Annotated in this window: 11 protein-coding genes; 6 read left to right on the top strand and 5 right to left on the bottom strand. The window is 41.7% G+C overall.

All coding sequences use genetic code 11. The annotated features are described in order from the left end of the window. Positions 1 to 28: 28 nt before the first annotated feature. Both ACL8WY_RS09915 and ACL8WY_RS09910 read left to right on the top strand, forming a co-directional pair. Positions 29 to 844 carry a LytTR family transcriptional regulator DNA-binding domain-containing protein gene (locus tag ACL8WY_RS09915; RefSeq protein WP_436514556.1) on the top strand — a complete coding sequence of 272 codons (816 nt, stop codon included), beginning with the start codon at positions 29 to 31 and terminating at the stop codon, positions 842 to 844. Between the two features lie 82 nt (positions 845 to 926). Then, complete coding sequence (locus tag ACL8WY_RS09910; RefSeq protein WP_436514555.1) at positions 927 to 1547, top strand: DinB family protein; 621 nt, start codon at positions 927 to 929, stop codon at positions 1545 to 1547. 67 nt (positions 1548 to 1614) lie between these two features. Here the strand turns inward: ACL8WY_RS09910 and ACL8WY_RS09905 are convergent, their stop codons facing one another. The 3 genes from ACL8WY_RS09905 to ACL8WY_RS09895 form a co-directional block, all read right to left on the bottom strand. Continuing rightward, complete coding sequence (locus ACL8WY_RS09905; RefSeq protein ID WP_436514554.1) at positions 1615 to 2403, bottom strand: PhzF family phenazine biosynthesis protein; 789 nt, start codon at positions 2401 to 2403, stop codon at positions 1615 to 1617. Between the two features lie 22 nt (positions 2404 to 2425). Beyond that, entirely contained in the window at positions 2426 to 2851 is a 426-nt protein-coding gene (locus ACL8WY_RS09900; RefSeq protein ID WP_436514553.1) for a BLUF domain-containing protein, read from the bottom strand. A 434-nt stretch (positions 2852 to 3285) separates the two neighbouring features. Continuing rightward, a complete protein-coding gene (locus ACL8WY_RS09895) occupies positions 3286 to 4608 on the bottom strand; it encodes a hypothetical protein (protein WP_436514552.1) in 1323 nt (440 codons plus the stop codon). Positions 4609 to 4865: 257 nt separating this feature from the next. Between ACL8WY_RS09895 and ACL8WY_RS09890 the strand changes: the two genes are divergently transcribed. Then, on the top strand, positions 4866 to 5297 hold the full coding sequence (locus tag ACL8WY_RS09890) for a YHS domain-containing (seleno)protein (protein WP_436514551.1): 432 nt from the start codon (positions 4866 to 4868) through the stop codon (positions 5295 to 5297). Positions 5298 to 5322: 25 nt separating this feature from the next. After that, positions 5323 to 6663, top strand: a complete 1341-nt coding sequence (locus ACL8WY_RS09885; RefSeq protein ID WP_436514550.1) for a flavin-containing monooxygenase — start codon at positions 5323 to 5325, stop codon at positions 6661 to 6663. Here the strand turns inward: ACL8WY_RS09885 and ACL8WY_RS09880 are convergent, their stop codons facing one another. Together ACL8WY_RS09880 and ACL8WY_RS09875 are read right to left on the bottom strand one after the other, a co-directional pair. Further along, positions 6664 to 7656 (bottom strand): hypothetical protein, encoded by a 993-nt coding sequence (locus tag ACL8WY_RS09880; protein WP_436514549.1) that lies wholly within the window; start codon positions 7654 to 7656, stop codon positions 6664 to 6666. It lies immediately after the preceding gene. A gap of 141 nt (positions 7657 to 7797) precedes the next feature. Then, positions 7798 to 8520, bottom strand: coding sequence for a DsbA family protein (locus ACL8WY_RS09875; protein ID WP_436514548.1), 723 nt, complete (start codon positions 8518 to 8520; stop codon positions 7798 to 7800). A 121-nt stretch (positions 8521 to 8641) separates the two neighbouring features. Here ACL8WY_RS09875 and ACL8WY_RS09870 point away from each other — a divergent pair, with 121 nt between their 5' ends. Both ACL8WY_RS09870 and ACL8WY_RS09865 read left to right on the top strand, forming a co-directional pair. Beyond that, positions 8642 to 8962, top strand: coding sequence for a PadR family transcriptional regulator (locus ACL8WY_RS09870; RefSeq protein WP_436514547.1), 321 nt, complete (start codon positions 8642 to 8644; stop codon positions 8960 to 8962). A gap of 35 nt (positions 8963 to 8997) precedes the next feature. Then, entirely contained in the window at positions 8998 to 11610 is a 2613-nt protein-coding gene (locus ACL8WY_RS09865; RefSeq protein WP_436514546.1) for an ABC transporter permease, read from the top strand. The last annotated feature ends 93 nt before the right edge of the window (positions 11611 to 11703 follow it).

Here is an 11703-nt window from a genome sequence, read left to right as displayed (position 1 = left end):
GAGAATAGAATCTGGTTAAATTCATAATATGACCATTGCGCTTCCCCATCAGAAAATCAAACTAAGCGACAACACCGTTCGCAGAAGCCTGATGGTATTGCTTGCGTTTATCATGACGCACTTGATCACCTATCAGCAAGTGCCTTTTTCCTCAAACTATCAGTTTCCTTGGATTCCATTTTCAATTTTTCTGATTTATGGATTATTCATTTGTGAAACGAATACCTGGAATTACAGAAGACTGTCTAGCAAATCGAAACTCAACTATGATCACGGTTCCGTTTGGCTCCTGATCAAAACCAACATATTCTATTGTACCATCATTTTCTCCATTCTCAGTATTCTGCAGATGGTCATCTTCCAATACATCATGAATCCGTTCAGGTTTGTAGGATTGCTTGGTGTTTGTCTCATGATCTCATTGATTGAAACCGGCGTATTCATTCTTCGTGGCTATTCGAAGAAAAACTCGCTAACCTTGAATAAGCTCGCTGCTTCCACCGCTAAACTTTCGATTGTAAGAAATGGTGAACTGCGAACCGTTGATGAAGTAGAAATAGCTTACTTCATGCACCAAAATGGATGTGTTTTTATGGTAGATCATGATGGAAACAAAATCGTAACACAATACGAAACTTTAAATGAGCTGGAGGAGAAGCTTTCGCTAAATTTTTTCCGGGCCAACCGCCAAACCATCATTTCAAAAACAGCCATTGCGTCCGTCCAAAAGGATGTAAACAACAAGCTCAAACTACAGCTCAAACATCTTTCAGATTCAATCTCTGTCAGTCGCTATAAAAGTCCGGAATTAAAACACTGGCTTTCGTCTGACCATTCAGCCTGAAAAGAGCTACCATTCAACTTTTCAATTTCCATTTTCGTGATTGTTGATCTGCTCTGCCCGTAGGATTGGATAAAAAAACATCATGAAAAAGTATTTAAGCACTATGATGCTGATGATTGTTTGGATCATTGGCTCATCCTTTTCTCCCTTGAAAGAAGGGGACCTGACTAAGGAAGACCGGAAGTATATCAACAACTACCTGAAGCAATCTCAGAAAGAACTATTTAGTAGAATCAAAAGTCTGAGTGAAGATCAATGGACTTTCAAAGCAAATGAAACCACCTGGTCTCCGGCTGAAATTTGTGAGCATATTTTTAAGACAGAAGCAACGTTGGTCGGCCGAGCAGATGCCATGGACACGACCACTTTCAAGCCTCAGACTGAAGCTTATGTGAAAGAAAGGGTAGATTTTATTATCAGCTTTCTCCAAAACCGAGAGCGAAAGTTCAATGCTCCTGAACACATACAACCTGAAGGTCAATTCGCAACGGCGAAGGATTTTATCACCTCATTCAAGAAGAAGCGAAGTGAGACCATGGATTATGTGAATACGGTAGAAAAGCCCCTCAAAGGATATTACAAAGAGTTTGGTCCGCTTGGTGAAATCAGCGGGTATCACTGGTTGGTCTTTATCAGCGCACATACGCAGAGGCACATCCAGCAGCTGGACGAAGTGTTGGCCAATCCGAATTTTCCCATTTGAGTTGGAATTATAGTAGAGTGGGCTGCCTGATCAGGATAACTGACTAATCTGATTCAGGTGGCCTTTTTTACACCTCAATCTCTCCTGTCATGTATGTGACCGCATTCCCGGCGATCAGCACACGATCGCCAAGGTCCGTGCAGTTGAGATAGCCTTTTCTCTCTGATAGTTGATAAGCAATCATTTCATTCTTACCCAGCTTTTCCGACCAATATGGAATGAGCGAACAATGTGACGAGCCTGTAACCGGATCCTCAAACAAAGCGCCTCCCGGAAAGAAAAAGCGTGAAACAAAATCGACTCCATCTCCTTTGGCTGTGCATATAATTCCTCCCTTATCAAACTGTGCCGGGCTGAGCAGGCTCTCATTTACCTTCAAAGTACGCACGTCCGCTTCACTATCGTAAACCAAAACCCAGTCCCTAGACTTGAGAACCTCACTCGGAGGAATGGAAAATGCTTTCAACAACCCTTCTTTCATTTCTGCTGCTTCAGGTTTTCTGGAAGGAAAATCCAATTGAAGTAGGTGATCTTTTCGTTTGACAATCAATGGTCCGCTCATTGTCTCAAAGTCAATCTGGTCTTTTTTGTATCCCAAATGGTTGTAAATCACATGAGCAGATGCCAGTGTGGCGTGTCCACAGAGATCGATTTCGAACTCCGGTGTAAACCATCGTAGTTCAAAAAAATCTCCCTGATTCTGAAAAAATGCGGTCTCAGAAAGGTTATTCTCAATCGCAATTTTTTGCAAAACATCATCCATCGGCCACTCATCTCCGATCTCGATAACTGCTGCAGGATTTCCGGCAAATAAATGATCGGTAAAAGCGTCGACTTGGTAAAATGGTAGCTTCATGTATCTAAAGATACAAAATGAGCTAAGCCATTTTGAAGAAAAGTTGCAAAATTCTCAACGCATTGTCATCAAAATCAAGCTCATCTTTAATCAGCATGTTGAAAGTCTTTTGATCCTGGGCTGAAGCTTCCGTATCAAATTCAATCTTGTCAACATCTTTATAGCCCATTTCCCAACTAGGAAAAATACGCTTGTTAATTGGCTCTAAATTTCGCTGATTCACACTTGTATGACGGTCATCATCTTTGATGAGGTTGTATAACTCAAGAACATCGTCCTTTTGTCCCTCTATATATTGAATGAAGCGCTTGTCTGAATGAAGTAGGATTCCAGTAATGTCTCTTTGGGGATTGTTCTTTTTGCAGGACTCAAGTATGTTTTGAATTTCTTTTTCGTCGCAATTAGGTTTTCGGAAGCTGGTATATACCAGTCGGTGTAGTGAACTCATTCGGCTTAAGTTGTTTGGTTAATGTCGGTATAACTTATCAAATGATAAAGTGTTTGGTTTTCAGCAAAACTTACGGCTATCCTTTCAATTCGTTTTTTCATTGTTCTTGTTTTAATTGCTACATCTTGTATTGAGGGTTGAAAAATGTGTTACAAGTCTTTGACGATAACTGTGTTTTATCGCTCGATTTTGGACAAAAGACTGTACATCTCCGTGCAGATAACTCCACCATTTTTGAGTACGTATACCAACTATATGAAACTACTACTCTGGTTTATACTACTTGTGATATGCTGGCCGATAGCATTGGCCGTGCTGCTATTTTACCCAGTCATTTGGTTGTTGTTACTGCCGTTCCGGCTTTTAGGTTTCGCAGTAGAAGGTGTGTTTGCTTTTATCCGAGCGTTGTTTATGCTGCCGGCAAGGGTTTTGAGTTAATCCTTAATCTTAGGCGCTGGCCTATCCCAATTTGATAAATTCTGCACCAGAATTTGGTAATAATCGACAAGCATACTTTCAATAGTCTCTACAAACTTTTTTACGCTATCAAATTTTCTTCCAGCATCTTCAACTAAACATATCTTGAACGCTACTACTTCCTTTGATTTATCCAGCTCTGCAAGCTGATCAATGTCTTCATATTTCACCCTCTCGTGGTTAGAAGTATATTTTATCTGTGCCTCTACCCAAATATAGTTTTCTATTGCTTCAAACCCTTCTGAGTTCTTTTTCCGACATCCTTCAAGCTGCCTTCCTATCCATCCGACTTTCCCTTTAGTTCCTTTATCTAGTGGAGCATCAACAATAACTGCCATAGAAATAGTCCTTCGGCCCATAACTGCTTCAATTTCCAAATCAGAGACAGAGCCCTCAACACTTAAGCTTGAGGATAAGACATGGTCATTAACAAGTTGTTTAGAAAGGCCGCTGGTTGTTTGTTTTTTTGATTTTAAGCCTTGCCCTACTAAAACACCAAGCTCGCGACTAAGCATCAATGCCATATCTTTTTCTTCTTGCTGCCAGGAGAGTACTGCCTCCTCAACAATTTTATCATTCACTTTAATTGGAGCATTTGAAATAATTTTTTCTACAACTTCCTTCCAGCCTGATTTCATCTTTGTAAACCCACTGACCCCAGAATCTTTATGTTCGAGGTACGCTACAACTTCTTTCATTATTTCTGTTTGATCATCATCGTCAATATTGGTTTGATTCTTTTGCAACAAAATTTTAGATATCGTTAAAATGTAAGTCCATGAGTAGTGATAAAGTGAAACCGACTTAGGTGCTTTTAAATCATACGGAACATATTTCGATTCTGATACGAATTCATTTGACACTGTAATCATATTACCTGCTCCCAGCTTTTTTGCCAAGTCGCAATACTTTCCAATCTGAGCAGCATTGATTTTGTTGTTCTTATTCTTCATTTCAAAAAATGCCGCATCTTTAATTTTACCTGCACTAACTATAATAAGAAGCCCATCAATCCTAGATTCACTTAAGTCTGGAAAACAGATTTCCGTAAAATAGTAGGCCCTGCCAGCCTTACTAAGCTTCGCATCTTTAAAGATTTGATATCTAAACTCTTTCACAAGCCTTAATGCAGTAAGAAATATTGATGTTAACGCCATTTCATCCCCCATCTTAAGCAAGGGAATTAACCTGGCCTTAGATAGTTTGATTTGACCTGATTCTATAAATTCTTCAAATTCCGAAAAGCTTAACCCGACCAGCTTAGAGATTTTCTTTTTCATAGTATTGGTTAGTTGGTAAACATATCAAATATACCTAATTCCCGTTTTTTGTCATAGATCCTTCGCTGCGCCTGCCTTTCTCGGCAGGCAGGTTCAGGATGACACTTCGATTTAGAATTGGAGGCATTTATTTGGCGTATTACACTTAATTCCGTGATGTCATGCTGAGGTACTAAGGATCTCAGAACCTGTGACACCCAGCCGACAAATATCCTCACAGACTATCCTTTTTTTCTCCACATCGTTACCTTACTACTATGAAAATCATCGGATCAATTCTTCTACTTCTTTTTAGCATCATTGCATTCGCCCAAAAAAGCCCGATCTATACCACCAATGATGGTGCAATCAAAGGATACGATCCTGTCGCCTATTTTGTAAATGCTGAACCCGTGAAAGGCAAGGAAGCTTACAGCCTGAAATGGATGGAAGCAGACTGGTATTTCAGCTCCCAGGAAAACCTGGATGCGTTCAAAGCTGACCCGGAAAAGTATGCGCCACAATTTGGTGGCTATTGTGCATATGCAGTTGGTAACGGGTATACGTATCGATCCGATCCCAAAGCCTGGAAGATTGTAGACAACAAGCTGTACCTCAACTACAGCAAAGGCATACAGAAAAAGTGGGAAGCCAATCAGACCGACTTCATCAAGCAAGGAGAGGCCAACTGGCCTAAGGTGATCGAGTAGTTTTTCCTCACTTCTCCGTATCTTCATGGGAAAAGAATTACTCATGAGGAGAGTATGTGTCATCGGAGCTGGGCCTTCCGGCATTACTGCACTTAAAAATGTATTGGATGAAGGTATCGAAGCAGTTTGCTACGATCGAAACGACCGTGTGGGTGGCAACTGGATTTATTCTGAGAAGCCGAGCCACTCCAGCGTCTTTGAAACCACACACATCATTAGCTCCAAAACACTCTCGCAATACGAAGATTATACTTGGGAAGACCATGGTGAAGAAGTCTCAGATTATCCTTCTCATCAACAGTTGGCCAGCTATTTCCAAGGCTATGCCACGCACTTTGGCTTGAACGATCACATTGAGTTTGAAACAACTGTAGTCAGTGCCGAACATGTAACTGAATCAGAATGGAAAGTGACGGTAGAAAACAAAAACGGTCAGCAAACCGAGACCTTCACTGACCTGATCGTTTGCAATGGACACCATTGGAATCCGCGCATGCCCGAATACCCGGGAAAGTTTGCGGGTGACTTTATTCATTCTCATGATTTCAAAAAGGCTGAGCCATTTAAAGACAAGCGTGTGCTAGTCATCGGAGGTGGCAACTCTGCCTGTGATGTAGCTGTCGAAACCAGCAGGGTGAGTACCAAAACGAGTATTAGCTGGAGACGAGGCTATCGCATCATCCCGAAGTTCTTTTTTGGAAAACCATCAGATATTGTGGGCTCAGGCATGACTTGGCTACCAGTGAAACTTAGAAGCCTGCTCTCGCAGTTTCTCATTCGTGTATTCATAGGCCCAAATAAAAACTACAACCTTCAGGAGCCGGATCACAAATTTGGACAAACGCATCCTACCATCAATGATGAATTGCTGTATCGTATACGCCACGGCAAAGTTCATCCAAAGATGGATATTGATCATTTTGAAGGTAAAACTGTGCACTTTAAGGATGGCAGCTCAGAAGACTTTGATGTAATCATAGCCTGCACGGGTTTCATCATTGCACATCCATTTCTGGATCCTTCCTTCATTAACTATTCTGAAGGTCCGGTGCCTCTGTATTTGAAAATGATCCATCCGACGCATCCAAACTTGTTCTTCGTCGGCCTTTTTCAACCGCTTGGATGCATCTGGCCAGGAGCCGAACTTCAGGCTAAGATCATTGGAAGGCAGCTCGCCGGTAAATGGAAGCGTCCGTCAAACATCGAATCACTTGTTCGAAAGGAAGTCGATCACCCACACTACAATCAACTAAAGACTCCTCGACACACGATCACGGTCGATTACCATTTGTTTAAAAAGGCACTGTTGAAGCAACTTCCATCTGAATATGTTTCTAAAGAACCTAAAGTGATTAGGGAAAATTGATCACTTACTTTTTCTCGCAAAGGAGGTCACAATGCCAAATTTGATTCCGGTCACATTGGTGTCGTCCACTCGGTAAAATGGAACCGAGACGGCAGTGAATATCCTCAAGTTAACTGTAGAGTTTCGATTGATCATTAAGCCTCCACCGAAGTAGGCGCCTATCCCCGATTGGGAGGTGTGATATTCAATGTCATACTCGGTATCATTGACTTGCGTATAGCCATATTCCATACCTCCATTGATGTAGAAGGTTGTGCGTTTTCTCGAAAGTGGATAGGTCACACCCAAGCTTGCATTTCCACTATGCAACGAACGATCAGGTGATCGATGGTTGACTGAAAGGTTGGATGATGGGAACAACTCAAAGTCCAAATTGAAAAGGAAAGTAGAAGCATCGTACGTGTAGGCCAGTCCAAATCCGGAAAGGATACTTTCATTGGGAATGGCTTTCCCGCCAAGCATCACACCCATGAAGTGGTTCACTTTGATCTGGGCAAGCTCCACACCTTGTTGGTCATATTCCGTGACTTCATCGATTTCAATATCTGTTTTAGCTGTACGATTGGTGAAGAAGGAGCGACCAAGTCTTGAAAGTAGAGGGTCCAGATCTTGCTCGGCTGCACCTTTGGCCATATCGTGCCATACTTGTTCACGGGTGGTGCTTTCATAAACACCCAGCGAAATGATGTAAACGCCTTGGAGGTAATGGATCTCTCCGGTCATAAAGTAGCGAGCATTCATTTCGGTGGCTTTAGAAACGGAAGTAGACAGTGGCTCACGCTCGAGATATCCGCCTGCCCCGATACGCTCATCAAGCATGATGGTGTAGTCATGGTTGTCCTCGATATAGGATTTGATAAGCTTGGAGGTAGAATACTGCAAGCCATTGGTTGGCTCCATATTGATCAGTTCAAAGCCAGGAAAGTAAACGACCTTCTGTGCAAAACAGAGGTTGAATGCGATTAAAGTGATGATCGAAATTTTAGTTTTCATTTTGGGTCAGTTATCAATTGGTTGATGCTAAGTACTGACCGCTTACAGCCTCCCCTAAGGGTTCTGACTAAAAGTGAAAATAAAGTTATGATGATTGGGGGAGCCCGGTTTTTTGACTGCCTAAGTCACTTTTTGGATAAATTATCCTTCGGCTACCTTCTCTATAGTTTTAGTAATTTGATCTTTCATTTGATCGAATGTTGCATATCCGTGAGCAATCATGAAGAGCTGATCTTGGTGCAGCAAAACCATGGTGGGATAACCTTGAACTCCCCATTGTCGGTTAAGCGAAAACTCATTTCTGGTTTCATATCGAACATCTTCATCTTCAAACCGAGACGTGAATTTCTGGAAGTCAATCTCAAGCTTTTTGCAGATGCTCTCATAGAATTGGCTTGTTCCCGGGTCCTCAGATTCCACATAGAACTTTCGTTGAATTTCTTCGAAGAATTCCATTTCCCTATCTCCAACTAGCGGCCGGGCAGCAACTACCGCTCTACACGCAGGCTCGGTATCGTAATTGAAATCATCCAATTCCATCAACTTATACCCAAATGGCTGTCCGCTCATCTCATTGACATGACCCCAGTGTTCTTTTAGAAAGTCTTTCATCTGATCATTCCATGGATCACCACCACCCGGACGGAGCCCGCCTACCACTACTCGGTAGCCTATTTCTTTATCTCGATAGTAATCTCTGAGCTTAATCAAGTCAGGAGAAATTCCCCAACACCAGGAACACATAGGATCGCCAACGTAAATGATTTCAGTTTTCTCCGTCAACTTTTTCTGGCCAATCGACTGAAGGTCTTCGAAGCTAGACGGAGTACAGATGCCGGTTTCCGGATCACAATATGGATTCATTTTTTCTTCGTTTGATAGGCAACAACCAAGGAATCGATTCGGTTCTAATTTATTTTATCTCCATTTATGAAACATATAATTTATTATTACGTCTCCATTTAAGTATCTAATATAAAATCCAATGAAAGGAACACATCTGGGAGAATTTCAAGAAATCGTAATGCTAAGCATACTCATCCTGGAAAAGAACGCTTACGGCGTGACCATCCAGGCAGAAATAGACCGACGTATGAAACGTGCGATCAGTCGAGGAGCCTTGCATACTGCTCTCACTCGCCTCGAAGAAAAGGGGTTCATTAGCTCAGATTATGGCGAGCCTACTTCAGAACGTGGAGGGAGAAGAAAACGCTTTTACGAAGTGACCAATAAAGGACTGGAAACTTTGCAAGAAGCAAAAGGACTGAGAGAAGGCATGTGGGGACTTATCCCAAAACTCACTTAATCAAAAAGAGGATCAAACTCAAAAAGACTAATCTCATGAAGCATCCCGATATACCATTATTTGCCTACCGCCTCTTCAGGTGGTTTTGCAAAGAGCCACTTTTCGAGGAATTAGAAGGTGACCTGGAAGAAAATTTCCTAAGAAATAAAGAAAAGCATGGGCTAAAGAAAGCTCGCAGGATTTATACCCGGGAAGTCCTAAGGATGATTCGTCCTTCCGTGGTAAGTAAACCGACCTCCGGACCGGGATACCAGGCGGCTTTGCTAGGAAGCTATGTCACCATTTCATTGCGTAATCTGAAACGTCAAAAGCTGTTTTCTTTTATCAATATTTTCAGCCTATCGGTGGCCATGTCAGCCGGCCTCTTAGTCATAGGTATGATCACTGACTTACTCAAGTTTGACGAATTTCATGAACACAAGTATGAAGTTTATCGGGTCATTTCTTCGCCGGTTTATCAATCCAAATCACTTGATGATCAAGCTTCTTCTCCCCGGTATTTAGGTCATGAAATGATGCAACACATTCCCGGAATACAAGTAACAAATCTGGGCAGGAGAATGCAGGGAACTGCAACAGCCAATGAGAAAAATATATTCCTGAAGGGTATTTATGCCGATGAGCATTTCTTTGATTTTCTGTCTTTTGACCTAAAAAAGGGCAATAAAAAAACAGCGTTAAAAGAGCCCTTTTCTGTTCTGCTTTCAGAGAGCTTTGTTGACAAAACATTCGAAGACAAAGACCCTGTGGGAGAGGCGATCGAAATTGAAGGCTTTGGTACTTTTATCGTGACAGGGATTGTTGCTGATCCACCACAGTTTTCACACCTTCAATTTGAAGCCATTGTTTCCATAAATACTACTCCTCTGTTAGCAAATCAAGGCCTATTGGCTAAAAGTCATGATCAATGGGAAAATCTCGATCGCTATTACAATTACATCTACATCCCGGACAATGCGCAAAAATCCAGTGTAGAATCGTGGCTCAAATCTACTGCTCCCACCTTCTTTCAAGATCAGGAAAACTTCACTGCTTCTTTCGAACTTCAGCCTATTAACCAAATTGTACCCGGACCAGATATTAGTGACTCCATCGGTCCGAAAATGATCTATCTACCTATCATTATCCTATCCGTCATCGCAGCGGCTATTCTACTGTCGGCCATCTTCAATTACACCAATTTATCCATGGCACGTTCGCTTCGCAGAGCAAGAGAAGTGGGCGTAAGAAAATTGAATGGAGCAAGCCGATCATCTATTTTTGGTCAGTTTACTGTAGAAGCCATCATCCTTTCGCTCTTTTCACTTGGACTGGGTATTGTTTTCTTTCGCTTTCTTCGTGTCGGCTTTATTGGATTGCTTCCAAGAGCAGAGGAAATGGTCCGATTGGAGCTATCATCAGAACTGATTGGTTTATTCGTAGTTTTCGCAATAATCACCGGATTGATCGCCGGGCTGAGTCCTTCACTTTTCTTTTCCAGGCTTAGTTCACTCAACGCTTTGCGATCTGGCAAGATGCTAAAAACACTGTCGGGAATCAATTTCAGAAAAGGCTTAATCGTCGCTCAATTCACCTTGAGCATCATCTTCGTTATGGCAGTTGTCATTACCAACAAGCAATACACCTATTCACTAAATAAGGATATGGGATTTGATAAGTCAAATATCCTGAATGTGAGTCTGCAGGGAACCGATCATCAAATTATGCGTGCAGAGCTTTTAAAACTTCCTGAAGTATCGGAAGTATCATTCTCCTCATACGTCACCGGGATTGGCACATGGAACAACCTTCAACTGGTTGATTCCAGAAATGAAGATACCGTTTGGATCCACGATTTATTTGTAGACCATAACTATTTGGACAACATGAGCATTCAGTTATTAGCTGGACGAAACTTCGAAGAAGGAGAAAACAGGCTTCACGAGTCCACCATGTTAGTCAATGAGACCTTTGTAAAAAACTTTGGGCTTGGCACTCCGGCTGAAGCATTAGGAACAGTATTTAATGTAGAAGGTAAATCTGTTGAAATTGTGGGAGTGATACGAGATATTATTTATGCCAATTTGGAAGAACACATCAACAGTTTTGCGTTGAGAAATGGCAACCGATACCGATACGCCAATCTAAAAATTTCCAGCTCGAATATGATTGAAACACTCGATAAGGTAGAAGGTGTGTGGGATTCAGTAGATAAAAAACATCGTCTTGAAGCCCAATTTATGGATCAGCAGATTGAAGACTATTTCAAGTTTCTGGTTGACTTTATGAAGATTTTTGGCTTTGTAGGATTCCTGGCTATTTCCATTAGCTCACTCGGATTATTTGGTATGGCTCTTTATTCCACTCAAACGAGAATGAAAGAAATTGGCATTCGGAAAACCTTTGGTGCCTCTGAACGCATGCTCATTTTCCTTTTATCTAAAGGATTCTTCACGATGGTGGCCCTTGCCGTGCTTATTGGCTCACCGATTTGCTATTTCCTGTTTGATAAATTGATCCTAGAAGAGCAAGTTTATCGTACAAATATCACAATCGTAGAAGTAGGAGGCAGCATCTTGTTTCTATTGACGCTTTGCTTCCTCACGATCATCGCACAAACCTGGAATGCTGCCAGAACAAATCCTGCTAAAGTGCTCCGAGACGAGTAGAGACTTGTTTTGAGCCTACTTAGTCAGTCAATTCATTAGATTGAAGAAAATTCATTGAACCTTTTTCGGTTTACTCCGACTAAAGTGTAGCAA

The organism is Ekhidna algicida, assembly GCF_051379705.1.
In the GTDB taxonomy this organism is placed as follows: domain Bacteria; phylum Bacteroidota; class Bacteroidia; order Cytophagales; family Cyclobacteriaceae; genus Ekhidna.
Note: the sequence above shows the minus strand (reverse complement) of the source record. Positions and strands in the feature narration are given on the sequence as shown.

Bases quoted from the DNA above. Each gene is read 5' to 3' on its own strand.
- ACL8WY_RS09880 (WP_436514549.1), bottom strand. From the start codon at position 7,656: ATGAAAACTAAAATTTCGATCATCACTTTAATCGCATTCAACCTCTGT.
- ACL8WY_RS09890 (WP_436514551.1), top strand. From the start codon at position 4,866: ATGAAAATCATCGGATCAATTCTTCTACTTCTTTTTAGCATCATTGCA.
- ACL8WY_RS09910 (WP_436514555.1), top strand. From the start codon at position 927: ATGAAAAAGTATTTAAGCACTATGATGCTGATGATTGTTTGGATCATT.
- ACL8WY_RS09900 (WP_436514553.1), bottom strand. From the start codon at position 2,851: ATGAGTTCACTACACCGACTGGTATATACCAGCTTCCGAAAACCTAAT.
- ACL8WY_RS09875 (WP_436514548.1), bottom strand. From the start codon at position 8,520: ATGAATCCATATTGTGATCCGGAAACCGGCATCTGTACTCCGTCTAGC.
- ACL8WY_RS09905 (WP_436514554.1), bottom strand. From the start codon at position 2,403: ATGAAGCTACCATTTTACCAAGTCGACGCTTTTACCGATCATTTATTT.
- ACL8WY_RS09865 (WP_436514546.1), top strand. From the start codon at position 8,998: ATGAAGCATCCCGATATACCATTATTTGCCTACCGCCTCTTCAGGTGG.
- ACL8WY_RS09870 (WP_436514547.1), top strand. From the start codon at position 8,642: ATGAAAGGAACACATCTGGGAGAATTTCAAGAAATCGTAATGCTAAGC.
- ACL8WY_RS09895 (WP_436514552.1), bottom strand. From the start codon at position 4,608: ATGAAAAAGAAAATCTCTAAGCTGGTCGGGTTAAGCTTTTCGGAATTT.
- ACL8WY_RS09915 (WP_436514556.1), top strand. From the start codon at position 29: ATGACCATTGCGCTTCCCCATCAGAAAATCAAACTAAGCGACAACACC.
- ACL8WY_RS09885 (WP_436514550.1), top strand. From the start codon at position 5,323: ATGGGAAAAGAATTACTCATGAGGAGAGTATGTGTCATCGGAGCTGGG.